26 protein-coding genes are annotated in these 24685 nt (G+C 67.7%); 13 read left to right on the top strand and 13 right to left on the bottom strand.

Going from position 1 to position 24685, the window contains the following annotated elements; all coding sequences use genetic code 11:
* Positions 1-5: 5 nt before the first annotated feature.
* From GGR33_RS02470 to dnaK, 5 genes are all read right to left on the bottom strand, one after another.
* On the bottom strand, positions 6-338 hold the full coding sequence (locus GGR33_RS02470) for a hypothetical protein (RefSeq protein ID WP_183501778.1): 333 nt from the start codon (positions 336-338) through the stop codon (positions 6-8).
* A gap of 239 nt (positions 339-577) precedes the next feature.
* The gene (locus GGR33_RS02465; protein ID WP_183501777.1) at positions 578-1225 is read right to left on the bottom strand and encodes a class I SAM-dependent methyltransferase; all 648 of its coding nucleotides are present in this window, start codon (positions 1223-1225) and stop codon (positions 578-580) included.
* A 170-nt stretch (positions 1226-1395) separates the two neighbouring features.
* A complete protein-coding gene (gene dnaJ / locus GGR33_RS02460; RefSeq protein WP_183501776.1) occupies positions 1396-2547 on the bottom strand; it encodes a molecular chaperone DnaJ in 1152 nt (383 codons plus the stop codon).
* The gene (locus tag GGR33_RS02455; RefSeq protein ID WP_183501775.1) at positions 2540-2896 is read right to left on the bottom strand and encodes a hypothetical protein; all 357 of its coding nucleotides are present in this window, start codon (positions 2894-2896) and stop codon (positions 2540-2542) included. The genes dnaJ and GGR33_RS02455 overlap by 8 nt, the downstream gene beginning before the upstream one ends.
* Positions 2897-2956: 60 nt before the next feature.
* Positions 2957-4879 carry a molecular chaperone DnaK gene (gene dnaK, locus GGR33_RS02450; protein WP_183501774.1) on the bottom strand — a complete coding sequence of 641 codons (1923 nt, stop codon included), beginning with the start codon at positions 4877-4879 and terminating at the stop codon, positions 2957-2959.
* A 405-nt stretch (positions 4880-5284) separates the two neighbouring features.
* Here dnaK and GGR33_RS02445 point away from each other — a divergent pair, with 405 nt between their 5' ends.
* The 4 genes from GGR33_RS02445 (at position 5285) to GGR33_RS02430 (ending at position 9803) form a co-directional block, all read left to right on the top strand.
* Positions 5285-6247, top strand: coding sequence for a hypothetical protein (locus GGR33_RS02445; RefSeq protein WP_183501773.1), 963 nt, complete (start codon positions 5285-5287; stop codon positions 6245-6247).
* A 131-nt stretch (positions 6248-6378) separates the two neighbouring features.
* A complete protein-coding gene (gene accD, locus GGR33_RS02440; protein WP_183501772.1) occupies positions 6379-7257 on the top strand; it encodes an acetyl-CoA carboxylase, carboxyltransferase subunit beta in 879 nt (292 codons plus the stop codon).
* A gap of 55 nt (positions 7258-7312) precedes the next feature.
* Positions 7313-8638, top strand: a complete 1326-nt coding sequence (locus GGR33_RS02435) for a bifunctional folylpolyglutamate synthase/dihydrofolate synthase (protein WP_183501771.1) — start codon at positions 7313-7315, stop codon at positions 8636-8638.
* Between the two features lie 259 nt (positions 8639-8897).
* Complete coding sequence (locus tag GGR33_RS02430; RefSeq protein WP_183501770.1) at positions 8898-9803, top strand: outer membrane protein; 906 nt, start codon at positions 8898-8900, stop codon at positions 9801-9803.
* A gap of 147 nt (positions 9804-9950) precedes the next feature.
* Here GGR33_RS02430 and trxA read toward each other — a convergent pair whose 3' ends face one another.
* Positions 9951-10271 (bottom strand): thioredoxin, encoded by a 321-nt coding sequence (trxA, locus tag GGR33_RS02425; RefSeq protein ID WP_183501769.1) that lies wholly within the window; start codon positions 10269-10271, stop codon positions 9951-9953.
* Between the two features lie 401 nt (positions 10272-10672).
* On the opposite strand from trxA, the gene GGR33_RS02420 reads away from it, so the two are divergent.
* On the top strand, positions 10673-11959 hold the full coding sequence (locus GGR33_RS02420) for a PQQ-dependent sugar dehydrogenase (protein WP_284211726.1): 1287 nt from the start codon (positions 10673-10675) through the stop codon (positions 11957-11959).
* A 21-nt stretch (positions 11960-11980) separates the two neighbouring features.
* Here GGR33_RS02420 and GGR33_RS02415 read toward each other — a convergent pair whose 3' ends face one another.
* Positions 11981-12880, bottom strand: coding sequence for a TIGR01459 family HAD-type hydrolase (locus tag GGR33_RS02415; RefSeq protein ID WP_183501767.1), 900 nt, complete (start codon positions 12878-12880; stop codon positions 11981-11983).
* A 90-nt stretch (positions 12881-12970) separates the two neighbouring features.
* The gene (locus GGR33_RS02410) at positions 12971-14383 is read right to left on the bottom strand and encodes an EAL domain-containing protein (RefSeq protein WP_246412734.1); all 1413 of its coding nucleotides are present in this window, start codon (positions 14381-14383) and stop codon (positions 12971-12973) included.
* Positions 14384-14655: 272 nt separating this feature from the next.
* On the opposite strand from GGR33_RS02410, the gene GGR33_RS02405 reads away from it, so the two are divergent.
* Positions 14656-14967, top strand: a complete 312-nt coding sequence (locus tag GGR33_RS02405) for a hypothetical protein (RefSeq protein ID WP_183501765.1) — start codon at positions 14656-14658, stop codon at positions 14965-14967.
* A gap of 62 nt (positions 14968-15029) precedes the next feature.
* Here the strand turns inward: GGR33_RS02405 and murA are convergent, their stop codons facing one another.
* Together murA and GGR33_RS02395 are read right to left on the bottom strand one after the other, a co-directional pair.
* Positions 15030-16319: a UDP-N-acetylglucosamine 1-carboxyvinyltransferase gene (gene murA / locus GGR33_RS02400; protein ID WP_183501764.1), complete on the bottom strand. Its 1290-nt coding sequence runs from the start codon at positions 16317-16319 to the stop codon at positions 15030-15032.
* A 192-nt stretch (positions 16320-16511) separates the two neighbouring features.
* A complete protein-coding gene (locus GGR33_RS02395; protein ID WP_306484378.1) occupies positions 16512-16667 on the bottom strand; it encodes a hypothetical protein in 156 nt (51 codons plus the stop codon).
* Between the two features lie 416 nt (positions 16668-17083).
* Here GGR33_RS02395 and hemA point away from each other — a divergent pair, with 416 nt between their 5' ends.
* Entirely contained in the window at positions 17084-18367 is a 1284-nt protein-coding gene (gene hemA / locus GGR33_RS02390) for a 5-aminolevulinate synthase (RefSeq protein WP_246412807.1), read from the top strand.
* A 15-nt stretch (positions 18368-18382) separates the two neighbouring features.
* Here the strand turns inward: hemA and GGR33_RS02385 are convergent, their stop codons facing one another.
* A complete protein-coding gene (locus GGR33_RS02385; protein ID WP_183501761.1) occupies positions 18383-18916 on the bottom strand; it encodes a DUF2059 domain-containing protein in 534 nt (177 codons plus the stop codon).
* 66 nt (positions 18917-18982) lie between these two features.
* Positions 18983-19714 (bottom strand): MBL fold metallo-hydrolase, encoded by a 732-nt coding sequence (locus GGR33_RS02380; protein ID WP_183501760.1) that lies wholly within the window; start codon positions 19712-19714, stop codon positions 18983-18985.
* 112 nt (positions 19715-19826) lie between these two features.
* Here GGR33_RS02380 and GGR33_RS02375 point away from each other — a divergent pair, with 112 nt between their 5' ends.
* The 3 genes from GGR33_RS02375 (at position 19827) to GGR33_RS02365 (ending at position 21818) form a co-directional block, all read left to right on the top strand.
* Entirely contained in the window at positions 19827-20390 is a 564-nt protein-coding gene (locus GGR33_RS02375; RefSeq protein ID WP_183501759.1) for a DUF4337 domain-containing protein, read from the top strand.
* A 103-nt stretch (positions 20391-20493) separates the two neighbouring features.
* Positions 20494-21009, top strand: a complete 516-nt coding sequence (locus GGR33_RS02370; RefSeq protein WP_183501758.1) for a phosphate-starvation-inducible PsiE family protein — start codon at positions 20494-20496, stop codon at positions 21007-21009.
* A 128-nt stretch (positions 21010-21137) separates the two neighbouring features.
* The gene (locus GGR33_RS02365) at positions 21138-21818 is read left to right on the top strand and encodes a DUF4142 domain-containing protein (protein ID WP_183501757.1); all 681 of its coding nucleotides are present in this window, start codon (positions 21138-21140) and stop codon (positions 21816-21818) included.
* 255 nt (positions 21819-22073) lie between these two features.
* Here GGR33_RS02365 and GGR33_RS02360 read toward each other — a convergent pair whose 3' ends face one another.
* The gene (locus GGR33_RS02360; protein ID WP_183501756.1) at positions 22074-22970 is read right to left on the bottom strand and encodes an N-formylglutamate amidohydrolase; all 897 of its coding nucleotides are present in this window, start codon (positions 22968-22970) and stop codon (positions 22074-22076) included.
* 153 nt (positions 22971-23123) lie between these two features.
* Here GGR33_RS02360 and cpdR point away from each other — a divergent pair, with 153 nt between their 5' ends.
* From cpdR to GGR33_RS02345, 3 genes are all read left to right on the top strand, one after another.
* Positions 23124-23480 carry a cell cycle two-component system response regulator CpdR gene (gene cpdR / locus GGR33_RS02355; RefSeq protein WP_147045432.1) on the top strand — a complete coding sequence of 119 codons (357 nt, stop codon included), beginning with the start codon at positions 23124-23126 and terminating at the stop codon, positions 23478-23480.
* 100 nt (positions 23481-23580) lie between these two features.
* Complete coding sequence (grxC, locus tag GGR33_RS02350; protein WP_183501755.1) at positions 23581-23838, top strand: glutaredoxin 3; 258 nt, start codon at positions 23581-23583, stop codon at positions 23836-23838.
* Positions 23838-24680: a carbon-nitrogen hydrolase family protein gene (locus GGR33_RS02345; protein ID WP_246412732.1), complete on the top strand. Its 843-nt coding sequence runs from the start codon at positions 23838-23840 to the stop codon at positions 24678-24680. Before grxC ends, GGR33_RS02345 begins: the two co-directional genes overlap by 1 nt.
* The last annotated feature ends 5 nt before the right edge of the window (positions 24681-24685 follow it).

Raw genomic sequence — 24685 nt, 5'->3', positions numbered from 1 at the left:
CCGATTTACCAGTGGTGGCGATGGCCCCAGCCGTGGTGACGGCCACCCCAACCATGGTGGCGATGACCCCAGCCATGGTGGTGGTGCCCACCCCAGCCATAGTGGCGCGGCCGTCCCCAGCCGAAATGGCGGTGGTGATGATGGTGATGCCCCCAGCCGCGATGGCCGCGCCAATGCACCGCAGTGGTGCCGGCGTCGCCCGCCACCGTTGCGGCGGCCGAGGGAGCGAGCGGCGCGGCCTGAGCCGACCCGGTCACGGCTGCGAAGAGTCCGCCTGCGATCACGGCCGCTGCGGCGAGAGCGGTACGCCCGCGCCGGATAGTGCGATCCTTCATCATGCTGAGCTCCTGTCGTCGAGCCGGACGATCCCGGCTTGGACGACGAGAGTTAGGGCGCCCGCCATGAATGTGACGTGAGAGGGAAAGCAACAAACTGCAACAATGCACGGCAGACGCCGGGCAATACTGCGGCAGCACTGGCAATCGTCTCGGAATTACGAGCGCAGAGAAGCAACCCGGGATTAAACCCGCAATGCAGGCGTGTAGGCTTTGACGCGCTTCGCTGCTGTCGCGGGCTTTCAGGGCCGGCGATACACCCACACACGCGCCGGAGGCAGGTTGAGCCAGACCTTGTTGGAGCGGCTGGCCGTGTAGCTGCCCGCCTCGCACTTCGCCGGGATCGGCGGCACGACGGCGTAGGTGAACTGCACGAAGGGTGCGCCGGGATGCATCACGTCATGGGCGCTCTGGAGCAGCTCCATGCGCTGCTCCAATGGCTTGGTGAAGAGCGGCAGGCTGGAGATCGTCGCCGCACAGGGCATCTCGACCAGGCCCTTGAGCGTGTCGCGGATGCGGTAGGCGTCGCCCTGCAGCACGGTCGCGCGGGGGAAGCGGCTGCGCAGCAGCTCGCAGAAGCCCGGATTGAACTCGACCAGGATCAGCCGCTCCTGCTCGATCCCGCGACGGATCAGAGCCTCGGTCACCGGACCGGTGCCGGGTCCGAGTTCGATCACCGGGCCGCTCATGCGCGGATCGACGTAGGAGGCCATGGTGCGGGCGAGCATCTTGCCCGACGGCGTCACCGAGCCGGTGACGAGGGGGCGCTCGAACCAGGAGCGAAGAAAGCGGGCATCGTCCTCGAGCGACTCCCGCCGTTCCGCCGGCGATCGCTTGACGCTGTTGGACACGGCGACGGCTTTGGCGCTGGAACGGCGAAGCGGCGGCAAGAGCGAGGACCCTCGGGTCGGAGATGGGCGAAAAGGCTAGACGACGAAAGCCTTCACACAGTCAAGCCGGCAACCTTTCTGAGGTATGCCATCGGCAGATCGCGACCCGGTGCGACCTGCCGCCACAGGCATAACAGGAAATGTGCCGCGTTTGATCCCGCGCTCGGCGATCACGGGCGCGTCGCCCCGCTGACGAAGAAGTCCTTGACCTTGGAGAAGAAGCCGGCGCTCTCGGGATGGTTCTCGTCCGAGGCGGACTGGTCGAACTCCTGGAGCAGCTCGCGCTGGCGCTTGGTCAGGTTCTGCGGTGTCTCGACCGAGACCTGGATGTAGAGGTCGCCGACCTCGCGCGAGCGCAACACCGGCATGCCCTTGCCCTTGATGCGGAACTGCTTGCCGGCTTGCGTGCCGGCCGGGATGCGCACCTGGGTCTGTCCGCCGTCGATCACCGGCACGGTGATCTCGCCGGCAAGCGCCGCGGTGACCATCGAGATCGGCACGCGGCAGAACAGGTCGGCGCCGTCGCGCTGGAAGAAGAGATGCGGCGCGATCGAGAGGAACACGTAGAGGTCGCCCGACGGGCCGCCGCGCAACCCGCTCTCGCCCTCGCCGGCCAGCCGGATACGCAGGCCGTCATCGACGCCCGCTGGCACGTTGATCGAGAGGCTACGCTCGCGCTCGAGCCGGCCCGCGCCGGAGCAGGCTGAGCAGGGATCGTCGATCACCTCGCCGCGGCCGTGGCAGTTCGGGCAGGTCCGCTCGATCGCAAAAAAGCCTTGCGCCGCCCGGACCCGTCCGTAGCCGGCGCAGGTCTGGCAGGTCCGCGCCTTGGAGCCGGGCTTGGCGCCTGTTCCGGAGCAGGTCTCGCAGGCGATCGAGGTCGGGATCTTGATCGTCTCGGTCTTGCCGGAGAACGCCTCCTCAAGGGTGATCTCGAGATTGTAGCGAAGATCGGCACCACGCTCGCGGCCCGGCGCCCCGCCACGTCCGCGAGCGCCGCCGCGCCCGGCCTGCGCTTCGCCGAAGAAGTTCTCGAAGATGTCCGACATGAAGTCGCCGAACTCGTTTCCGAATCCGGGACCGCCCGCGCCGCCCTGCTGGAACGCGGCATGGCCGAAACGGTCGTAGGCCGAGCGCTTCTGGCCGTCGGAGAGGCACTGGTAGGCCTCGTTGACTTCCTTGAACTTGATCTCGGCTTCCTTGTCGCCGGGATTGCGGTCCGGGTGATGGACCATGGCGAGCTTGCGGAAGGCGACCTTCAGCTCGGTCTCGGTCACCGTCTTGGTGACCCCGAGGACCTCGTAATAATCACGCTTAGACATCGGCGCCGGCGGCTCCCCGCTTGAATTCGCACCCCAGCCATCCGATCGAGAGCCGATCGCCGAGTGCATGAGCGGTGCCGTTCGCGTCGATGTACTCGACGAAATCGATGTGCTTCAAGCTGTCGGTCGGCAGGATGACGGTCATAAAAACCACTGCACCGGGCGCGATCGGCCAGTGGTTCGAGGCGGACAGGTAGGCATGCGGGTCGCCGTAGCTGCGGCCGGCCCGCACGCGCAAACCGCCGGGAGGCACGATCGAGGCCGAACCGTTCGTCAACTCGACCTCGACGTAAGTCAGGTTTTCGACCTGACGCCGATCGGCCCGGGAAACGCGCAGCGAGTCGGTCATCGGCCCACCTCGATCACGAGCGAGGACCCGGCACCGTCGAGCGCCGGGTCCATCTGCGGATCAGGCCCGCTTCTTGTGCTCGTTCTTCTCGTCGACCTCGGAGAAGTCGGCGTCGATCACGTCGTCGTCCTTCTTCTTCTCGCCCTCGTGAGCGGCACCACCCTCGGCGGCACCCTCCTGATTGGCGGCGTACATCGCCTCGCCGAGCTTCATCGAGGCCTGCATCAGGTCGTTGGTCTTGGCCTTGATCGCCTCGACGTCGGTGCCCTCCAGCGCCGTGCGGAGCGCTGCGATCGCGGACTCGATGGCGCCCTTCTCCGTGACACCAACCTTGTCGCCGTGCTCCGCGACCGACTTCTCGGTGGAGTGGACCAGGCTCTCGCCCTGGTTCTTCACCTCGACGAGCTCGCGGCGCTTCTTGTCCTCGGCGGCATTCGCCTCGGCGTCCTTGACCATCTTGTCGATATCCGCGTCCGAGAGGCCGCCAGAGGCCTGGATGCGGATCTGGTGCTCCTTGTTCGTCGCCTTGTCCTTGGCCGTCACGTTGACGATGCCGTTGGCGTCGATGTCGAAGGTCACCTCGATCTGCGGCATGCCGCGCGGGGCCGGCGGGATGCCCATCAGGTCGAACTGGCCGAGCATCTTGTTGTCGGCCGCCATCTCGCGCTCACCCTGGAAGACCCGGATGGTGACCGCGTTCTGGTTGTCCTCGGCCGTCGAGAAGGTCTGCGACTTCTTCGTGGGGATGGTGGTGTTGCGGTCGATCAGGCGCGTGAACACGCCGCCGAGCGTCTCGATGCCGAGTGAGAGCGGGGTCACGTCGAGCAGCAGCACGTCCTTGACGTCACCCTGGAGCACGCCGGCCTGGACCGCGGCGCCGATGGCGACGACCTCGTCAGGGTTCACGCCCTTGTTCGGCTCCTTGCCGAAGAACGCCTTCACCACCTCGGTGACCTTCGGCATGCGGGTCATGCCGCCGACCATCACGACCTCGTCGATCTCGGCCGCGGTCACGCCGGCATCCTTGAGCGCCTTGCGGCAGGGCTCGACAGTGCGCTGCACGAGATCGTCGACGAGCGACTCGAACTTGGCGCGCGAGAGCTTGATCGCGAGGTGCTTCGGGCCGGTGTTGTCGGCGGTGATGTAGGGCAGGTTGATCTCGGTCTGGGTGGCCGAGGACAGCTCGATCTTCGCCTTCTCGGCGGCCTCCTTGAGGCGCTGGAGGGCGAGCTTGTCCTTGGTCAGGTCGATGCCCTGCTCCTTCTTGAACTCGGCGGTCAGGTACTCGACCACGCGGTTGTCGAAGTCCTCGCCGCCGAGGAAGGTGTCACCGTTGGTGGACTTCACCTCGAACACGCCGTCGCCGATCTCGAGGATCGACACGTCGAAGGTGCCGCCGCCGAGGTCGTACACCGCGATGGTGCCGGTCTTCTTCTTGTCGAGACCGTAGGCGAGCGCAGCCGCGGTCGGCTCGTTGATGATGCGCAGCACTTCGAGGCCGGCGATCTTGCCGGCATCCTTGGTGGCCTGGCGCTGGGCGTCGTTGAAGTAGGCGGGCACCGTGATCACGGCCTGCGTGACGGGCTGGCCGAGATGCGACTCGGCCGTCTCCTTCATCTTCTGCAGAGTGAAGGCGGAAATCTGGGAGGGCGAGTAGCGCTTGCCGTCGGCCTCGACCCAGGCGTCGCCGTTGTCGCCGCGCACGATCTTGTAGGGGACGAGACCCATGTCCTTCTTGGTCATCGGGTCGTCGAAGGTACGGCCGACGAGACGCTTGATGGCGAAGAAGGTGCGGTCGGGATTGGTGACGGCCTGGCGCTTGGCCGGCTGACCGACGAGGCGCTCGCCGTCGTCGGTGAAGGCGACGATGGACGGGGTGGTACGCGCGCCTTCCGCGTTTTCGATGACCTTGGCCTGCGACCCTTCCATAACGGCGACGCAGGAATTGGTGGTGCCGAGGTCGATACCGATGACTTTACCCATGGTGGGATCCCTCTGTTTATCTGTTCAAGCAGACCGCCGAGCCCCGAAGCAGCTCGGCCCATGGCTGGGTTTACTGGCGGTGCAAAACTGAAAGCGTGGAAACGAACTGGGGGAGGGTCCGCACCGTAACCCGGTCGGATCGGCCCCCTCGCCGTGCCTAGCCGGATATAAGAATGTGGTCGCGGAGCCGCAAGACGATCGCGGAGACGGGCGCGAAGCCGCGATCGTCGACGGTTAGGCGGCCCGATTCGCCGTTCTGCCCCCGAAATGTTACGGGCCTGCCACGTCCCCGCCACGGGTCGCGTGCTACAGCGCCATCCGACCCTGCCCTGTCGATGCCCTCGCGCCTTCGGCGAGACCGGCCTCGCCGCGGGCGAATCCTCCGCTCCACGGGCGAGACTTTCGATGCGCCTCCCCCGCATTCTCCTCCTCTCGGCGATGATGCTGCCTGCGGCTTTGGCAGCGTCGGGCCCAGCGAACGCGCAAAATTTCTTCGAGGAACTGTTCGGGATTGGCCGCGCGGCGCGTCCCCCGCAGCCGCGCCAGCCGGTTCCGGGCGCACCGATTCCGGGAGAGCCCGGCGCCCCGCCTCCCGGCGACGTTCCGCCCGCGACACCGGCCGCCCCTCCGCCGCCGCGTCAGCCGGTGGTGCTCAGGGCGCCGACCGAGGACAACGTCGTCGGGCAGGATCTTCTGCTCAACGGCCTGACCGGCAGCCTGAAATTGGAGCGGGCCGGCACCGCCGTCAGCGCCCGCGTCACGCTGCCGGGCACCAAGATCTCGCAGCCGGCCGAGACCTGCACGGTGAAGCTCAACGCCGGCAACCCGATCGCCCTGACGTCGTCGGGCAAGCCCGAGGGCGTCGCGCGGTTCGAGGCGGCCGCGGCCGAGTGCCCCCTGCGTTTCGACGTGCTCGACGGCAGCGTGCTCGCCACGCCCCTCGGCGGCAGCGCGATCTGCACCTTCTCCGCCGCGGATTGCGCCACCACGCCGAAAGGATTGTGGGGACCGGCCGCCGCCAGCCTGATCTCGCGCTCGGCTGAGTTCGACAGCGCCCGCGGCACCGCGGATCGGGCCGTCTACGACAACTACAAGGTCATGACCCAGCGCGTGCGCGGCCAGGACGTGCGCCCCGTGGTTCAGGAGCAGGCCGCCTTCTCCTCCGATCGCGAAGAGGTCTGCCGGACCTACGCCCGCGAGGGCGCGCACGGCTTCTGCCACCTGCGCTTCACCGAGGCCCGCGCCGTCTCGCTCGCGACCCGGCTCGGCGTGACCGCACCGACTGCGAGCGTCGCGCCGCGGCCCGTGCGCCGTAAGCCCGCGCCCGTCGATGGCGGCAATCCCGACGCGATCGCCATCCCCGACTGAGGGCCGGCGCACACCAGCCGCGCGCGATCCGTTTCGCCGCGACAGGATCTGGGATAAAGCGCTCGCCGAGATCCGATCGCCCAATGGGCAGTCGTGCTCACCATCCGTGGCTTCGCGGCAAGGACGTTCGCATGGTCGAACCGATGAACTGGATCTCGGAGGTCGTTCGGCCGAGGATCAAAACGCTCTTCAACAAGCGCGAGACCCCGGAGAACCTCTGGATTAAGTGCCCCGATACCGGGCAGATGGTCTTCCACAAGGAGGTCGAGCAGAACCTCTGGGTGATCCCCGGCTCCGAGCATCACCTCAAGATGAGCGCCCAGGCGCGCCTTAAGACGATGTTCGATGAGGGCACCTGGATCGACGTGCCGCTTCCCGAGGTCGCCACCGACCCGCTGAAGTTCCGCGACGAGAAGAGATATATCGACCGCCTCAAGGAGGCCCGCACCAAGACCGGCATGCCGGACGCCTTCAAGATCGGCTTCGGCCGGGTCAGCGGCCTGCCCACGACGATCGCGGTGCAGGAATTCGCCTTCATGGCCGGCTCGCTCGGCATGGCGGCAGGCGAGGCCTTCGTCCGCGGCGCCGAGACGGCACTGGAGAAGCGCACACCCTACGTGCTGTTCTCGGCCTCGGGCGGTGCGCGCATGCAGGAGGGCATCCTCTCGCTGATGCAGATGCCGCGCACCACGGTGGCCGTGCGCCGGCTCAATGCGGCGAAGCTTCCCTACATCGTCGTGCTGACCAACCCGACCACCGGCGGCGTCACCGCCTCCTATGCGATGCTCGGCGACGTGCATCTCGCCGAGCCCGGCGCGCTGATCTGCTTTGCCGGCCCGCGGGTCATCGAACAGACCATCCGCGAAAAGCTGCCGGATGGCTTCCAGCGCTCGGAATATCTGCGAGAGCACGGCATGGTCGACCAGGTGGTCCACCGCAAGGATCTCAGGGAGACGATCGCGCGGGTTTGCGGCCTTCTCCTGAACGTGCCGACGTCCAAGGCAGCCTGACCCGCCGGCCATCCATGGCCGGCCCACCATCGACGAAGACCGCGATCAGCGAGACATGGACTCTTCAGACGCCCTGATGGGGCGGTTCCTCGCCCTTCATCCGCGCACGATCGACCTGTCTCTCGGCCGGATCGAGAGCCTTCTCGCTCGGCTGAACCATCCGGAGCGGCGGCTGCCGCCGGTGATCCACGTCGCCGGCACCAATGGAAAGGGCTCGACGATCGCTTTCATGAGGGCGATCCTCGAAGCCGGCGGCCTCGCCGCGCACGTCTATACCTCACCGCATCTGGTGCGCTTCCACGAGCGTATCCGCATCGGCGGCATCGGCGGCGGCACCTTCGTCCCCGAGGAGCGCCTCGCCGAGGCCTTTGCCCGCTGCGAGGCGGTCAATGCCGGCGATCCGATCACCGTTTTCGAGATCACCACGGCGGCGGCCCTGCTGCTCTTCTCGGAAGCCCCGGCCGACGTGCTTCTCCTCGAGGTCGGCCTCGGCGGCCGGGTCGACGCCACGAACGTGATCGCGCAGCCGGCCTGTGCCGTCGTCACCCCGATCGGACGAGACCATGCCGAGTATCTCGGCGACACGCTCGAATCGGTGGCCACCGAAAAGGCCGGCATCTTCAAGCGCGGCTGCCCGGCCGTCATCGCCGCGCAGGACTATGCCGAAGCCGACTCGGTCCTGTGCCGGCAGGCCGAGCGGGTCGGCGCCACTCCGATCCTCGTCGGCAACCAGGATTTCTCGGTCCATCAAGAGAGCGGGCGCTTTGTCTACCAGGACGAGACCGAGCTGTTCGACCTGCCGCTGCCGCGGCTCGCCGGGCGCCACCAACTCGTGAATGCCGGAACCGCCATCACCGCCTTGCGCGCGGCCGGCTTCGGCGATCTCGGAACAGCCGCCTACGAGGCGGGCCTGCGCAACGTCGACTGGCCGGGCCGCCTGCAGAGGCTCACCCGCGGCCGCCTCGCCGACCTGATGCCGAAAGATGCCGAGCTCTGGCTCGACGGCGGCCACAACGCCGATGGCGGCCGCATCCTCGCCGCCGCCATGGCCGACCTGTGCGAGCGCAGCGACGTGCCGCTGGTGCTGGTGGTCGGGCTCCTTGGGACCAAGGACGCCGAAGGCTTCCTGAAGAACTTCGTCGGCCTCGCCCGAACGCTGGTCGCGGTGCCGATTCCCGGCCAGATCGCTGCCCGCCCGGCCGAGGAGGTCGCGCAGATCGCGCAATCCGTCGGACTCGTCACCCGCGTGGCGCGCGGCACCGAGGCCGCCCTGCTCGGCTTGTCTGCAGAGGCCTTCGAGCGGCCGCCCCGCGTGCTGATCTGCGGCTCGCTCTATCTCGCCGGTGCCGTTCTCGAAGCGAACGGGACGCCGCCGGTCTAGGCCTAAGCTCTCGTCAGCAATCGCTGCCTAGGGCGGCAGCGGTTTCAATTAAGAATTCAATAACCAAGAATGCATCGAATACCGATCATGTGATTTAGGCCGTTGCGAAGGGAATCGCCTCTGCAGAGCGGGCCGATCAGCACTCTGTCGGAACCATCCGGGAGTCTCCGAGCCGGCGGTGTGTCCTCGAGGCTACATCCCGTCGGTTGAGAATGGTCTAGCTTCTCCGGCGATCGGGCACCTCGCTGGGGATCAAACAATGAAAAAGCTTCTCGCATCGTTCGCCGCCTTCACGGCGCTCACCGCCGCCGCTTCCGCGGCCGACCTGCCGCGCCGCGCGGCTCCTCCCGTCTTCACGCCGGTTCCGGTCTTCACCTGGACGGGCTTCTACGCCGGTTTCAACGCTGGTTACGGCTTCGATGCCGGCTCCAACGATGGCGGCCCGACCGTGGTCGGCGTTGACGCTTCGCGTCACGTCTTCGCAACGGGTGCTGCTCCGGCTGCTTTCCGCAACGGCGTTCTCGCCTTCGGCAACAGCAACAGCAGCGACGGCTTCGTCGGTGGTGGCCAGATCGGCTACAACTACCAGTTCACCCCGGGCAACGGCGTGGTCGTCGGTGTCGAGGCTGACGCTCAGTACGCCGACTTCGGCCGCAACCGTAACCGCTTCAGCGCCTTCCCGAACGGTGGCGTTGCCGGCGGCGTGATCCCGGGCACCCTGGTGTACAACCCGTCGGGCATCTCGGGCCTCGACTACTTCGGCACCGTCCGCGGCCGCATCGGTTACGCCTTCGACCGCGTCCTGTTCTACGGCACCGGCGGTTTCGCCTACGGCGCCGGCGGCGGCCGCCAGTTCGGCTCGGGCACGTCCACCGACGACTTCAAGACCGGTTACGCTGCCGGCGGTGGTATCGAGTACGCTCTCCCGACCGACTCGTTCCTGAACTTCTTCCGCTCGTCGGCTGTGACGTTCAAGGTCGAAGGTCTCTACGTGAACCTCGACCGCGGCAACCGCAACAACGGCGCCTTCGCCACCAGCGCCGACGGCGTTGTCTCCGCCATCGGCGGCCCGGGCGTCGTCCTGGTCTCCGGTGGGGCCCGCACCCGCGACACCGAGTTCGCCGTCGTGCGCGCCGGCATCAACTACAAGTTCGGCTCGTACTAAGCCGAACTCTAGGATCTCGATCCTCGCAGGAAAGCCCGGCCATCTGGCCGGGCTTTCTTCGTTTGCGCCAAGCCGTCTGCGAAGTGCAGACAAAAAAGCCCGGCCAAATGGCCGGGCTTCGCTCTATCGATAATCTTGTCGGAACGTTCAGGCGCTGGCCTGGATCCAGCGCGAGAGATCGCCCTTGGGAGCCGCGCCGACCTTCTGGCTGGCGAGCTTGCCGTCCTTGAAGATCAACAGCGTCGGGATCGAGCGGATGCCGTAGGTCGAGGCGATGCCGGGATTCTCGTCGACATTGACCTTGGCGATCTTCACCTTGCCCTGCAGATCCGTGGAGATCTCCTCGAGCGCCGGACCGATCTGCCGGCAGGGGCCGCACCATTCCGCCCAGAAATCTACGACGACGGGCTCGGCGGACTGAAGGACGTCCTGCTCGAAGCTCGCATCGGTTACCTTGACCGTCGCCATCGTAAAACCCTTTCGCAATCTCGTTTCCCCGCGGACCCATGCCGCGACGGCCGATCCGTCCTCACCGAGGACCGATGCCGGGGAATACGTGCAGAATTGGCGACGGCCCGACGCACGGTCAAGGCACCTTCGCTGGAGACAGCCCTGGCACGCGGGTATCTCATGCCGTCGACCGCCCCGGCGGGGGCAGCCACGCCCGCTCCCAGGGCTGGTTGACGACGCCGATGACGCGCTCAGCCCTCGCCGCGAGGCTTTGCCGCCCCATCTGCGGGTGTGACCCGCGCCAACTCGCGGTTTTCAGACCCGTCCCGTCACCTCGCGGCGCAAGCGCCGACGCGGGCGGGAAGGCGCCCGACGGCGGACCCATCCGCGGCCGTGCCCGATTTCAAGGATTTGATCACGTGAAGCGCACTCTCTTCCTTCTGCTCGCGACCGCCGCCACCCTCGGACTGGGACAGCAGGCAGGTCTCGCCCAGACCAACGACGCGGGAACCCCGGCAGCGCGCGTCGGCGGTGAAGCCTTCCAGGCGCCGACCGCCTCCGGCACCGGGAGCACCGCCGAGTCGCAGGCGCCGAACACCGACTACAAGCCGCTGCTGCCGAACCAGACCCGGGCGCCCCAGCCTGCGCAGAAGACGGAGGTCGATGTCGCCTCGGTCGCCAAGGGCCTGGCCTCGCCCTGGGCTCTGGAGTTTCTGCCGGACGGTCGCATGATCGTGACCGAGAAGGCCGGCAAGATCCGCATCGTCTCGAAGGAAGGGGCCGTCGGCGATCCGATCGCAGGCGTGCCGAAGGTCGATTCCCGCGGCCAGGGCGGCCTGCTCGACATCGCCCTGAGCCCGAGCTTCGCCGCCGACAGGCTCGTCTACATCAGCTATTCGGAACCGCGCGAGAAGGGCAACGGCACCAGCGTGGCGAAAGCCAAGCTGATCGAGGCCGGCGGCACGGCCAAGCTCGACGATCTGAAGGTAATCTTCCGCCAGACGCCGACCTATGACGGCGACAAGCATTTCGGCTCGCGCCTCGTCTTCTCGACGGACGGCAAGCTGTTCGTCACCGTAGGCGAGCGCTCCGACAAGCAGACTCGCGGACAGGCCCAGGACCTCACCAGCGGCCTCGGCAAGGTCTTCCGCATCGACACCGACGGCAACGCGCCGAAGGACAACCCCTTCGCCGGCAGCGACAAGGCCAAGCCCGAGATCTGGTCCTACGGGCACCGCAACGTGCAGGGCGCGACGCTCGACGGCCAGGGCCGGCTCTGGATCGTCGAGCATGGCCCGCGCGGCGGCGACGAGCTCAACCGGCCCCGCCCCGGCATCAATTACGGCTGGCCGCTGGCGACCTACGGCATCGAATATTCGGGCGAGAAGATCGCCGATGGCGCCACCGTGGCGGCCGGCACCTCGCAGCCGGTCTATTACTGGGACCCTGTCATCGGCCCCTCGGCCATCGCCTATTACGATAAGGACGCGTTTCCGGCCTGGAAGGGCGAGTTCGTCGTCGGCGGACTGGTCAGCAAGGGCCTGGTCATCCTCAAGCTGACCGGAGACACCGTCGTGACCGAGGAGCGGCTGTCCCTCGATCGCCGCATCCGCGACGTGAAGGTGGGCTCGGACGGCGCGATCTACGCCGTCACCGAGGGAGAGAACGGCGAGATCCTCAAGCTGACGCCGAAGAAGGGGAGCTGAGCCTCGCGCCGGTCGAGCGGCTTACCAGGCCAGCCGCTCGATCACCGCGTTGGGTCTGACCGGCTGGCGCGAGAGCCAGTCGGCGACGTCGCCGAGGCTGTGATGCTCCGCCGTGAGACCGAGCTCCTCGGCATGGATGCCGCGGGCGACGAGGATCGAGGCGATGCCCGCAGCGCTGGCCCCGGCGATGTCGGTACGAATGGCATCGCCGACCGCGACTACCCGCGCGAGGTCGGGCGCAGGCAAGCCGTCGAGCGTCCCGGCCTTGGCCAGGGCTGCGTCATAGACCGGACGGTACGGCTTGCCGGCATAGACGACTTCGCCGCCGATCTCGGCATAGGCCGCGGCGATGACGCCGGCGCAGGGAATCAGCCGGCGATTGCGCTCGACCACGAGATCCGGGTTGGCGCAGATCATCGGGATCCCTCTCGCCCGTAAGTCGGCGAGCTCCTCCCGGTAATCCTCGGCCGTCTCGATGTCGTCGTCGAACAGGCCCGTGCAGACCACGCGTTGCGCCTCGGCCGCCGGAACCAGCCTCAGATCGAGTCCCTCGTAGATTGGCCGGTCGCGGTCCGGGCCGAGATGGTAGACCCGCTCTCCCGGATGCTGCGCCAGCAGCGCATGCGTGAGGTCGCCCGAGGTCAGGATGGCGTCGTAGGCCTCCCGCGGCACGCCGTAACCGTCGAGGATGGTCTGGACGCCGCGCCAGGGCCGCGGGGCGTTCGAGACCAGGATGACGCGGCGCGGGCGCTCGCCGGACAACCCGCGAAACCGGATCAGCGCCTCACTGGCCGCCTTGTGACCGACCCGGCCGTCATGGAGCACGCCCCAGACATCGCACAGGATGAGGTCGTAGGACTCGGCGACCTCCGCGAAGCCGCGAAGCGTGGGAACGGGGGCCGCGGCGGCGCGGTCGGACATGGACATCTCGAGGCTCGGGGATCAGCCGCCGGGTTAGGGACCGCAGCCTCGGAAATCAATCGCCAGCGGATGACCCGGTGCTCAGTCCCGTCAGACGGCGCGGCGGAGGAAGTCCCGGAAGGCCTTGCGCTGCTGCGGCGCCTCTGAGGCGGGCCGATCCTCGCCGATCTCCTGCCCGGCGGACGCGACGGCGGGAGCCTTGGCCTCCGCAAAGACCTCGGCCCGCACGGCCTTCGGGCCGGCGAAGACCGTGCCCTGCGCCAGCGGCACGTCGAGATCGATCAGGTCCGGTACCTCGCCCTCGCGCTCGACCTCGGTCGCCACCAGCCGGATGCCGGCCCGGCCGAGGGCGGTGACGAGGTCCTCGATCGCGATGTCGGGCATCGTCTCACGTGAGGACGGCCGCAGCAGCAGCGCGGCCGGCACCTTGATCTGCGAGACCCCGCGTTCGGCGAGTTGCCCGGCATCGAAGCGGAGGTCCGTCGGCCGGTCGAGGCCGAAGCCGAGCCGTCCCCGCAGGGTGCCCAGGACGGCATTCTGTTCCGCGTCGAGGCTGCGCCAGCTCGCCTGCGGCAGGATCACCGTCACGCGGCCAACGATGTCCGAGCCGTCCGAGACGAGGCCGCCGAGCGAGCGCAGGAAATCCGGCTCGAACAGCGAGAGCGGCGAGAGACCGTAGGCCACCGTCGCCGTGCTTCCGCGACCCTGTAGGTGACGGGCGATCACGGTGCTGCTGCGGATCATGCGGCGATCGAGGGACGTCGTGCGGCCCTGGCGCTCCAGCGCGGGCAGGAACGCCTCGGGCGCCAGGATGTCCGCACCGAGTCGCAAACGCGCCAACGCCTCGTAGGAGACCACCTTCCGCTGCGGCAGGGTCACGATGGGCTGCAGCCACACCTCGAGGCCGTCGCCGTCGAAGGCCTCGACCAGCGCCCTCTCGTGCTCGGGATCGCGGGGGGCCGGCACGAAGGCGGGCGGCTTGAACGCCGCGATCGGAGCCGGTCCGCGATGCGGCGGGGTGACGGATGGCGGTTCCATTGGCGCCGCGGGCACGGAACGAGGAACAGCCTTGAGGCGGCCGATCTCGGCCTCCTGCGCCGAGACGACCTCGGCGAGTTCGCGCACGATGCCGCTGAGCAGACCGATCTCGCGGGTCACGTCCTCGACCCCGGCTGCCAGCACCGCGTCGGCGGCCGCCGGCGCCGCGGCCGGCGGCTCGGTCTTCGCGAGCACGGCGCGGGCGGCAACGGTGATGGCGGCCTCCGCCTTGAGCAGGCGCTGCGAGAGCACGCCGATCTCGTTCGACAGCTTCTCCTGAGAGGCTGAGAGGCCGGCGGCACGGCGCTGCTGGATGATCGCGGTCAGCAGCGCGGCCATGAGCCCGAGCACGGCCAGGCCCAACGCTCCCGCGACGGGAGCGACGATCGACAGGGGCAGCACGACCAGCAGCCCGACGAGACCGATGGTCCACAGGCCGCCGCGCAGGCCGATTGTCGGAGCCATCGGGGTCTTCATCTCAGGGGTCGGCGCAACCAGAAGCAGAACCACCTTTTTGCCGAGGGCCCGACTCGGCTGCAAGGCACCATCGCGATCCTGGTCAAGTCACCAACCGATAAAGCCCAGGTGTGGCTTTGTCCGCCGTGTCAGCCGCGGTTCATCCGCCACCGGTAGAAATGATTTTGCAGCGCGCGCCGTGTCCGATGCGGACGATCCGGCGACGAGCGAGGCGATCCGCAGCGTCTGCGCGATGGCCCGAAGGCGAGGAATGGCAGCGAATGATCCTGAAACGAGTAACCCTGGCCGCGATGGCCGCGACGGTACTGGGGCTGACGGCCGGTGCCGTTCCTGCAGCCGCGCAATATGGCGGCCAGTACTACAACGGCGACGAATACGATCGTCCGCGCCGCTACGAGCGCCGCTACGACGACGAGTATCGCCCGCGCCCGCGGCCCTATGGCCGTCAGGGAAGCGTCTGCGTGACTCCGCGCGGCAATTGCCCTTACCCGCCGGCGCCGCAGGATTCCCCGTGCCGCTGCCAGATTCCCGGCTTCGGCCCGAAGCGTGGCGCCATCGACAACGGATACTGAACGCGCGCCTCGACGTCACGACGTTCGGCGAAGCGGAGACGCTTCGCCGGAACATGCTCTGGTCAGGAGCGGACGCGCCGGATCTCGGCGCCGCAGCGGCCGAGCTTGGCTTCGAGGGCCTCGAAGCCGCGATCGAGATGGTAGACCCGGTTGATCTGGGTCTCGCCCTCGGCCGCCAATCCCGCGATCACCAGTGAGACGGAGGCGCGCAGATCGGTCGCCATGACCGGCGCGCCCTTCAGCCGCTCGACGCCCTCGATGATGGCGAGGTCGCCGTCGAGGCGGATCTTGGCGCCGAGCCGCGCCAGCTCCTGCACGTGCATGAAGCGGTTCTCGAAGATGGTCTCGCGGATGGTCGACTGGCCCTTGGCCAGCGTCATCAGCGCCATGAACTGCGCCTGCAGATCGGTCGGGAAGCCGGGGAACGGATCGGTGGTCACGTCCGCCGGGTGGATGCCGCCGCCATTGCGACGGACGCGGATGCCGTTCGCGACCGAGGACACCTCCGCTCCGGTGGTACCGAGAAGGTCGAGTGCCGAGGACAGCAGGTCGGCGCGGGTATTCTCCAGGACGATGTCGCCGCCGGTCATGGCCACGGCCATGGCGTAGGTGCCGGTCTCGATCCGGTCGGGCAGCACCTCATGGCGCGCGCCGCCGAGCCGGGCGACACCCTCGACGACGATGCGCGAGGTGCCTGCGCCCTCGATGCGAGCGCCCATCTTGATCAGGCACTCGGCGAGGTCGACGACCTCCGGCTCGCGCGCGGCATTGTCGATGACCGTGGTGCCGTAGGCGAGCGAGGCCGCCATCAGCGCGACATGGGTGCCTCCGACTGTGACCTTCGGGAAGTCGATCTCGGCGCCGCGCAGGCCGTTCTTGGTCTTGGCGATGACGTAGCCGGCATCGATCTCGACCTGGGCTCCGAGCGCCTCTAGCGCCTTGATCAGCAGGTCGACCGGCCGCGTGCCGATGGCACAGCCGCCCGGCAGCGAGACCTTCGCCTCGCCGAAGCGCGCCAGCAGCGGTGCGATGACCCAGAACCCGGCGCGCATGGTGGAAACGAGCTCGTAGGGCGCCGTTGTGTCGATGATGTTGGAGGCGGTCAGCCGTATGGTCTGGCCGGCCTCGGTGGTCTGGCCGGGGCGCTTGCCGACGACCATCTGGTCGACGCCGTGATTGCCGAGGATGCGCAGCAGCGAGGTGATGTCGGCGAGCCGCGGCACGTTGACGAGTTCGAGCGTCTCGCCCGTCATCAGGCTGGCGATCATCAGCGGCAGAGCCGCGTTCTTCGCGCCCGAGATCGGGATCACGCCGTTGAGCTGCGTGCCGCCGGTGATGTGGATGCGGTCCATGTCCGTTCCCCGAGCGCGAACCCGTCTGCCGAGCGCCGCCCCGTCAATCGCGGGGCCGACGCCCCTCTAAACGGCCAAGTATAAGCGCTATGGGGCGGAAAGAGGATGATGGGGGATCGCGGAACTCACGCTCTGTGGCCGCGATGCATCGTGGGCGCCGGCCACCGGACAGCGATTCCCGCGCCGGTCCGGTTACGACCGGTCGCCGTCGCCTTTCTCCGCAGGCGGCTTCGGCTCGCCGGCCTGCTCGGTGCCGTTGTCTGCGGCCTGCGTCCGTCCGCGCGCCTGCTCTTTCCGGCGCTTGAGGTTGTCCCGCAGAGCTGACTTCAATCGTTCCTGGCGCGACATCGGCTTCGATCCCGTCCCCCTTGCGCGACGCATCGTCGCCACCGGAGCCCGCCCCGGCTCGCATCGCAAAGCGGCGCTAGACTTCTGGCAAACCACAACTTTTCGCAACGGGGTCGCTGTCGGGTCGGAAGCGGCCGCATTCCGTTCTCGATGAGGGCTAGCGATTTCGCGAAGCCGTCTCAACAGGTGCAGAGCTGGATTGCCCAGAAGTCACCTTGAACCAATTCCAAAATCGCTACTATTGTCCCGGCCACAGAACACACTCGGCCGGGCCGCCGTAGGAGATCACTCTCCCGAGGCGAAACCGGTCTTGCGGCTGGTCGGGAGGCGTCGAGGCCCGCAGCCGAGAAGAGCGGCGAGGACGGATGCCCGTGACCCTAGTGCCTGCGCAGACCATCGGCTCCGATCGTCTGGACATGGGCTTCGACCGTCCCAGCAAAGCTCGGGCCAGTTCCTCGCCGAAGATCGACTACGACGGCCATTTCCGCGAGGCCGTCGACCGGCTGCACGCCGAGCGCCGCTACCGCGTCTTCGCCGACATCGAGCGGATCGCTGGCGGCTTCCCGCAGGCGAAGTGGCGCAAGCCCGATGGCGGCACCCGCGAGATCACGGTGTGGTGCTCGAACGATTATCTCGGCATGGGTCAGCACCCCGAGGTCGTCGGCGCGATGACGGACACGGCCAAGCGCTGCGGCGTCGGCGCTGGCGGCACCCGCAACATCGCCGGCAACAACTCGCCCCTGGTCGACCTCGAGCGCGAGCTCGCCGACCTGCACGGCAAGGAGGCGGGCCTCGTCTTCACCTCGGGCTACGTCTCGAACCAGACCGGCATCTCGACGATCGCCAAGCTGATCCCGAACTGCCTGATCCTGTCGGACGCCTTCAATCACAATTCGATGATCGAGGGCGTACGCCATTCGGGGTGCGAGAAGCGCGTCTTCCGCCACAACGATCGCGGCCACCTGGAGCAATTGCTGCGCGAGGCCGGCGACCGGCCGAAACTGATCGCCTTCGAGTCGGTCTACTCGATGGATGGCGACATCGCGCCGATCGAGGCGATCTGCGACCTCGCCGATGCATACGGCGCCATGACCTATATCGACGAGGTCCACGCGGTCGGCCTCTACGGCGAGCGCGGGGCCGGCATCGCCGAGCGTGACGGCGTCATGCACCGGATCGACGTGATCGAGGGCACGTTGGCCAAGGGCTATGGCTGCGTCGGCGGCTACATCACCGGCTCGGCCGTGCTCTGCGATGCCGTGCGCAGCCATGCGGCCGGCTTCATCTTCACCACCGCCCTTCCGCCCGCCATCGCCGCAGCGGCGCGGGCCTCCGTGCGCTACCTCAAGCGCTCGAAGACCGAGCGCGAAGCGCATCAGCGCCAGGCCGCACAGACCAAGGCCGCGCTCGACGCTGCCGGCCTGCCGGTGCTGGCCACCGACACGCATATCGTGCCGGTGATGGTGGGCGATGCCGAGCTGTGCAAGGCGGCCGCCGACCATCTGCTCGAGCATCACGGCATCTACATCCAGCCCATCAACTACCCGACTGTTCCGCGCGGAACGGAGCGCCTGCGCATCACGCCGACGCCGTTCCACGACGATGCCCGCATCGCCACGCTGACCACGGCGCTGGTCGAGACCTGGGACACGCTCGACTTGCCGCGGGCGGGGACGATCTTCGCCGCCGCCGCGGAGTAGGCGGCCGTTGAAGCCTCAGGGCTTCACGGACTTCCCGTCCCAGCCATGGGCCTGCGCGGCCTTGGCGATTTTGTCGCGCAATTCGGGCGTCAGCGAGCCCATCCATTGCTGCATGCCGGTCAGCATGGCCTGGGAGAGCTGCGGCTGAGCCTTGACCATGTTCTTGCCGGCCGTCGTGCCGTAGAACGCGGCGACCGCCTTCAAGTCGTCCTTCGACAGAACCGCCGCGAAGGCGAGCGCCTGCACCGAGAGCAGATCGTCGTAATGCGCGGCGAGCGTCGGCAGTACGACCTCGTCGACCATGATCTGCGCGCGATCGAGTTCCTTGATGCCCATCTGCTGCATCATCCCGACCATGGGCGTCTTCATGGCCGCCAGGACCGCTGCGCGGTCACCCTGCGCGGCTGCCACGACCTCTTTTGCGGCAGCGAGGCGCTCCGGGTCTGCCGCGACCTGAGGCGTCGCGCCGGGTTTTGCCGGGACTTGCGCCATCGCCAGCGAGAGACCGACGCCGAGGGAGAAAAGCCCGGCCACGACCAGTGAGCGCATGATGGGATTCCTTATCTCGCGAGGAGGGCGGATTATCCTCCTTCCACGACGCAACGGCGACAGCGCTCAAAACGAGACGACCAGGCCGTCCTCGGCCGCGATGTAGCCGTCGGGCGGATGCGCGATCATCTCGTCGCTCATGTGGGTGAGCATCAGCCGCTTCGGGGCGATCTCCGGCAGGCGCGCCTTCAAGGTCGCCCAGTCGAGATGGTACTTCACGGGACGCGCGATGGTGTAGCCCTCGGCGATCATCAGATCGGCCTCGCGGCCGGCCGGCACGATGGCGTCGACCCACTCCGTGTCGCCGGTATAGGCGACGACCTTGCCGCCGCTCTCCAGACGCAGCGCCTGGGACGGCGCGCCGGACGGGTGCCTCATGGTGAAGGCCTCGGCCTCGACCTCGCCAACCGTCAGCGGTGCTCCCGCTTCGATCTCCCGGACATCCACCGCGAACCGGCGCTCGACCGTGCTCGATCCCGGAAACAGCGCCTCCATGGTCGCGAACAACCGCGCCTGGATCCCCGGCGGCCCGACGATGACCAGCGGCTTGGTCCGGCGGCTGACGAGTTGCCCGTCGAGAATCAGCCAGGGCAGGCCGCCGAAATGGTCGCCGTGGAGATGGGTGACGAAGATCGTGTCGACCCCGTTCGGGTCGACGCCGAAGCGGCGGATCGCGATGAGCGAGGAGGCTCCGCAATCGATCAGGAAGTTGGTTCGCTCCGCCTCGACGTGGAAGCAGGTGTGGAAGCGCCCGCCCGATCCGAACGCGTCGCCGCAGCCGAGAACCTGAAGCCGCATGGTCACTCCGTTCCGTCGTCCAGGGTCGATCCACCGTAGCAGTTTCGCATTGCGCGCCGTCCCGTCATGGGCTGTGACTGCGACGCTTGCGAATCACTAAGGGATGACACGGATGTCGGGTGGCGGTCACGGGGCAGTCGAGGGGTCGAATAAGCGCGTCGCGCTGCTGATCTCGGTTCTGGCGCTGTTTCTGGCCGGCGCAGAGACGCTGGCCAAGAGCGCGCAGACCGAAGCACTCGGAGCCAACGTCGAGGCCTCCAATCAATGGGCGTATTTCCAGGCCCGCACCATCCGCGCGACCGTCCTCAAGACCGCCGACGAGACCCTGGCGCTGACCTCCCCCGCCGCGGGAAACGAGGCGGCCGTGAAGGCCAAGCGCGAGGATTGGGCCAAGACCATCGCGCGTTGGGAATCCGAGCCCGCCACCGGCGAGGGCCGCAAGGAACTGGCCGCCAAAGCCAAGGACGCGGAGCACCGGCGCGACCTCGCCCTGGAGCGTTACCATCATTACGAGCTCGCCTCGGCAGCCTTCCAGGTCGGCATCGTGCTGGCCTCGGCTCAGGTGATCACCGGGATCGTGTTGCTGGCATTCGCCGGCGGCTTCCTCGGCTTCGCGGGCCTGGCGCTCGCCGCCTTCGGCATGTTCGCGCCGCACACGCTGCCCTTCCTGCACTGATCCGGCCAGCTCCCGCGACGAGGAGACGTGTAGCGTTCGCCGGACACGCCTGTCAGAGTTGCGCTTGGCGGCCTCTCTCCGAGCCGCAGCGGACGGGCCGGCCATGGCGCAGCGCTCCGACGACGAGGTCGAGAACCGGCTGACGAAGTTGTCGGCCTTCCTGTTCCTGCACACCGAGCATCTGGTCTACGCCCTGCTCGGCGGCCTGCTCGCGGTGACGGCCGCCCTCGCTCTGCTCGATGCGGCCGGCGTGCTGTTCGAGGCGCTCAAGAAGTTCGGCGGCGCGCAGCCGATGCTCGATGTCATCGACCGGCTGCTCTTCCTGCTGATGATCGTCGAGATCCTGCATACGGTGCGGGTCTCGATGCGCTCGGGCCGGCTGACCTGCGAGCCCTTCCTGATCGTCGGGCTGATCGCCTCGATCCGGCGGGTCCTGGTGATCACGCTTCAGTCATCGGAGGTGATGCACGGGTCGATGACCGCAGAGCGACAGGCCCTGTTCAATGCCTCGATGGTCGAACTCGGCGTACTCGCCGGCCTGATCCTGGTTATGGTGATTTCGATCTTCCTCCTGCACCGCGCCGAACCGCAGCAGCCTCAGGCCGCTGGCGAGGAGTGACGTCCCGGCTGTGGGAATCCCCCTCAGCACAACGCTGCAATGCAGGAACGGCGATTCCGCCCATCGGTTGGTCGGCCGGTTGCGCCGCAAGGGGCGGAGTGGTGCATGGATCGAGAAGAGTATTGTCTATGAAACAGACCCTCGCCTTGGCCGCCTTCGGCCTGTCCGCGGTTCTCGCCGGCCCCGCTTTCGCGCAGGAGCCATTGCCCGTGCGCGTCGCGCCGCCGGAGGCGTCGCTTCCCGTCGGCGCCCTGACGAACACCGGCACCTTCCGCGTGGAGGCCTTGCGCTCGGATGCCGCCAGCATCGCGTCGAGCCAACTCGCCCTGCAGCGCTCGCGCAATCGCGACGTGCGCGACTATGCCCGCCGTGTGATCGAAACCCGCGAGGCGACGACCGACGCCCTGCTTCCGCCCGGCACCCTGCTCACCGCCAGCGGCCTCATCGCCTTCGATCGCATGGGCGACGCGGCCGCGTCGGGAAATCCGGCCGGCATCGTGCTGACGCCCGTGGCGGTCCCGTCACGGATGGCCGACGGCGATTCGGGAGAGCCCGGCCGGCGCGTCGCCCTCGGCGCGCAGGGCCAGGCCCGGGTCGATCGGCTTCGCGCGACGCCGGATGGCGGCAGCTTCGATCAGCTCTACGTCGCACAGCAGGCGCGCGCCGATGCGCGGGCGCTGGCGCTTTACGAAGGCTATGCGCGCAGTGGCGACAGCACCCAGGGCCGTCGTTTCGCCAACGAAGCCCTGCCCTACATCGCCGCCGAACATGATCGCTCGTCGAATATCGACCTCAGCCTGGGCAGCTGACGCAGCTGAAAGGGTGCGCAGTTACCCGCAGAATTGCATAGCTCGCAGCCCTTGCAGGCCGGCCATGCGCTTAGCGCGGGGAATTTTCATGCAAGGCAGCTTGCGCTTTGTGCGCCGCACTGTATCTTGTGCATTGCGAGATCGCGATGGCGTCGCGGTTTTGCAGCCCTTCTTGGGCGTTTCCTCCCTAGACTTCGGGCCGCTCCTTCGGGAGTGGCCTTTTTTCTTTTCGGGCCACCGTTTCGGGAGCAGGATCTACTCGGCGGCGATGCGCTGCGTGCCCCAGCCCGACCAATCGGCCGCCACTGCCGCCACGACCCGCGTCAGGCATTCCACGAGACCATCGAACTCGGCCGTCAGGGCGAGCGTGCGCTCGTTCATGTAGAGGTCGCGGTTGATCTCGATCTGCAGCGCGTGCCGGGACAGGTTCGGTTCGCCGTAATGCTCGGTGATGAAGCCACCCGCATAAGGCTTGTTGCGCACGACCCGCAGACCCTCCGCGCGCATGTAGTGCTCGAAGCTGTCGATCAGGGCCGGCGCGCAGGCGGTGCCGAAGCGGTCGCCGAGCACGATGTCGGTCCTGGCATCGTCGTTCCGACCGAGGCTGGTCGAGGGCATCGAGTGGCAATCGACCAGCACGGCATTGCCGAACGACTTCACCGTGCGCTGGATCAGGCTGCGCAGCATCCGGTGATACGGTTTGTAGAGTTGCTCGATCCGGGCGAGCGCATCCTCGACCGGCAGCCGCTCGCGATAGATCTCCTGACCGTCCGCGACGATACGGGGCACGGTGCCTAGCCCTCCGGCGACACGCATTGAGCGTGTGTTGGAGAAGGGCGGCAGGCGCCCGAGGAACATGCGCGGGTCGAGTTCGTAGGGCTCGCGGTTCACGTCGAGATAGGCGCGCGGAAAATTCGCCCGCATCAGCGGCGCGCCGAGCGCGACGACGGGCGCGAACAGCCGGTCGACATGGGCGTCCTCAGAGCGCCGCAGCGCCAGCGCGTCGAGGCGCGAGGCCGCCAGGAAATGATCCGGATAGATCGCGCCCGAGTGTGGCGTGTTGAACACGAACGGAACCGCGTGGGCGTCCGGCTCGTCCACGGCGAAGGGCAGCTCGAAACCGGAAGGCGGGGGCGCGGGGCGCTCGATCATCGACGCAGTTTGCTGCGCGCGCGCGATCCTGTCCACCGAGCCGCGACACCGGGTCAGCCGCGCAACGCTTAACGTCGTGTTTACCAAGCCGCCGCTTTATGAAAAGAACTACCGAGTCATGTCGGGCCTCGAAGAGCCCCAGGAAGCCGTTTGATGAAGATCCTTCTGGCGGAAGACGACAATGACATGCGCCGCTTCTTGGCCAAGGCGCTGCAGAATGCCGGCTACGAAGTGCTGTCGTTCGACAACGGCCTCTCCGCCTACAATCGCCTGCGCGAAGAGCCTTTCGAGCTGCTGCTCACCGACATCGTGATGCCGGAGATGGACGGCATCGAGTTGGCGCGCCGCGCCACCGAGCTCGATCCCGACATCAAGGTGATGTTCATCACGGGCTTCGCCGCGGTGGCCCTCAACCCCGATTCGAAGGCTCCGAAGGACGCGAAGGTGCTCTCGAAGCCCTTCCACTTGCGTGAGCTCGTCAACGAGGTCGAGAAGTTGCTGGCCGCCTGATCGGCTCGGCAAAGCGGGCGCCTGTGTGGCGCCTGCAATAGGAACCGCCTGCCGGGACACTATATGGGTCGGGCAATCCCTCGCACGGCCTTTCCCAAACATGCCTCCGGTAACCATCTACACCACGGCCTGGTGCCCCTACTGCTCGGCAGCGAAGAGCCTGCTGAAGGAGAAGGGAGCAGCCTTCAACGAGATCGACGTCGAGAAGACAGCCGGCGCACGCAGCGAGATGACGCAGCGTGCCGGCGGCCGCACCAGCGTGCCGCAGATCTTCGTCGGCGAGACTCATGTCGGCGGCTGCGACGACCTCTATGCCCTCGACCGGGCCGGACGCCTCGATCCGCTGCTGACCGCTTGATGGCGCAAATCGAACCTCCGCGTTTCGTCGCCGCCTGCGTGCAGATGCGCTCGGGTCGCGAGCCTTTGGTCAACCGCGACGCGGCCGTGGCGGCGGTGCGCGAGGCGGCTGGGCAGGGCGCCGACTACGTCCAGACCCCTGAAATGACCTCGCTGGTGGAGCGCGACCGGGCTCGCCTTTTCGAGCACGTCGGACCCGAGGAGAGCGATCCGACGCTCGCGAGCTTGCGCGAAGCGGCGCGGGAGAACCAGGTCGTCGTCCAGATCGGTTCGCTCGCGGTCAGGAACGGCGACAAGGTCGCCAACCGCGCCTTCCTGATCGATGCCGAGGGCGAGATCCGAGCCTCCTACGACAAGGTCCACCTCTACGACGTCGACCTGCCGAACGGCGAGAGTTGGCGGGAATCGGCGACCTATACGGGCGGCGATTGCGCCGTTGTGGCCGCTCTGCCCTGGACCAAGATCGGCATCTCGATCTGCTACGACATCCGCTTCCCCGCGATTTTCCGCGCGCTGGCCGAGGCCGGCGCCGAGGTGCTCACCGCACCAGCCTGCTTCACCCGGCAGACGGGCGAAGCGCATTGGCACCTGCTGCAGCGTGCCCGCGCGGTCGAGACGGGGTCCTTCATGATCTCTGCCGCCCAGGGCGGTCTGCACGAGGACGGGCGCGAGACCTACGGCCACTCGCTGATCGTCGATCCCTGGGGCCGCATCCTCGCCGAAGCCGCCGGCGACGCTCCGGGCATCATCCTCGCCGAGATCGATCTCGCCCAGGTCGCCGAGGTGCGGGGACGTATCCCGGCTCTACGAAATGCGCGGCCCTTCACCGTGCGGCACGCTTGAACCGC

It is taken from the genome of Methylobacterium brachythecii (genome assembly GCF_014196345.1).
GTDB classification, from domain to species: domain Bacteria; phylum Pseudomonadota; class Alphaproteobacteria; order Rhizobiales; family Beijerinckiaceae; genus Methylobacterium; species Methylobacterium brachythecii.
Note: the sequence above shows the minus strand (reverse complement) of the source record. Positions and strands in the feature narration are given on the sequence as shown.

Coding starts and splice junctions, on each gene's coding strand:
- GGR33_RS02405 (WP_183501765.1), top strand. CDS start 14,656: ATGATCCTGAAACGAGTAACCCTGGCCGCGATGGCCGCGACGGTACTG.
- accD (WP_183501772.1), top strand. CDS start 6,379: ATGGTCGAACCGATGAACTGGATCTCGGAGGTCGTTCGGCCGAGGATC.
- GGR33_RS02470 (WP_183501778.1), bottom strand. CDS start 338: ATGATGAAGGATCGCACTATCCGGCGCGGGCGTACCGCTCTCGCCGCA.
- GGR33_RS02385 (WP_183501761.1), bottom strand. CDS start 18,916: ATGCGCTCACTGGTCGTGGCCGGGCTTTTCTCCCTCGGCGTCGGTCTC.
- GGR33_RS02365 (WP_183501757.1), top strand. CDS start 21,138: ATGAAACAGACCCTCGCCTTGGCCGCCTTCGGCCTGTCCGCGGTTCTC.
- GGR33_RS02435 (WP_183501771.1), top strand. CDS start 7,313: ATGGACTCTTCAGACGCCCTGATGGGGCGGTTCCTCGCCCTTCATCCG.
- GGR33_RS02455 (WP_183501775.1), bottom strand. CDS start 2,896: ATGACCGACTCGCTGCGCGTTTCCCGGGCCGATCGGCGTCAGGTCGAA.
- grxC (WP_183501755.1), top strand. CDS start 23,581: ATGCCTCCGGTAACCATCTACACCACGGCCTGGTGCCCCTACTGCTCG.
- GGR33_RS02445 (WP_183501773.1), top strand. CDS start 5,285: ATGCGCCTCCCCCGCATTCTCCTCCTCTCGGCGATGATGCTGCCTGCG.
- GGR33_RS02415 (WP_183501767.1), bottom strand. CDS start 12,880: ATGTCCGACCGCGCCGCCGCGGCCCCCGTTCCCACGCTTCGCGGCTTC.
- murA (WP_183501764.1), bottom strand. CDS start 16,319: ATGGACCGCATCCACATCACCGGCGGCACGCAGCTCAACGGCGTGATC.
- dnaK (WP_183501774.1), bottom strand. CDS start 4,879: ATGGGTAAAGTCATCGGTATCGACCTCGGCACCACCAATTCCTGCGTC.
- GGR33_RS02410 (WP_246412734.1), bottom strand. CDS start 14,383: ATGGCTCCGACAATCGGCCTGCGCGGCGGCCTGTGGACCATCGGTCTC.
- GGR33_RS02360 (WP_183501756.1), bottom strand. CDS start 22,970: ATGATCGAGCGCCCCGCGCCCCCGCCTTCCGGTTTCGAGCTGCCCTTC.
- GGR33_RS02430 (WP_183501770.1), top strand. CDS start 8,898: ATGAAAAAGCTTCTCGCATCGTTCGCCGCCTTCACGGCGCTCACCGCC.
- GGR33_RS02380 (WP_183501760.1), bottom strand. CDS start 19,714: ATGCGGCTTCAGGTTCTCGGCTGCGGCGACGCGTTCGGATCGGGCGGG.
- GGR33_RS02395 (WP_306484378.1), bottom strand. CDS start 16,667: ATGTCGCGCCAGGAACGATTGAAGTCAGCTCTGCGGGACAACCTCAAG.
- trxA (WP_183501769.1), bottom strand. CDS start 10,271: ATGGCGACGGTCAAGGTAACCGATGCGAGCTTCGAGCAGGACGTCCTT.
- GGR33_RS02375 (WP_183501759.1), top strand. CDS start 19,827: ATGTCGGGTGGCGGTCACGGGGCAGTCGAGGGGTCGAATAAGCGCGTC.
- dnaJ (WP_183501776.1), bottom strand. CDS start 2,547: ATGTCTAAGCGTGATTATTACGAGGTCCTCGGGGTCACCAAGACGGTG.
- hemA (WP_246412807.1), top strand. CDS start 17,084: ATGGGCTTCGACCGTCCCAGCAAAGCTCGGGCCAGTTCCTCGCCGAAG.
- GGR33_RS02370 (WP_183501758.1), top strand. CDS start 20,494: ATGGCGCAGCGCTCCGACGACGAGGTCGAGAACCGGCTGACGAAGTTG.
- cpdR (WP_147045432.1), top strand. CDS start 23,124: ATGAAGATCCTTCTGGCGGAAGACGACAATGACATGCGCCGCTTCTTG.
- GGR33_RS02345 (WP_246412732.1), top strand. CDS start 23,838: ATGGCGCAAATCGAACCTCCGCGTTTCGTCGCCGCCTGCGTGCAGATG.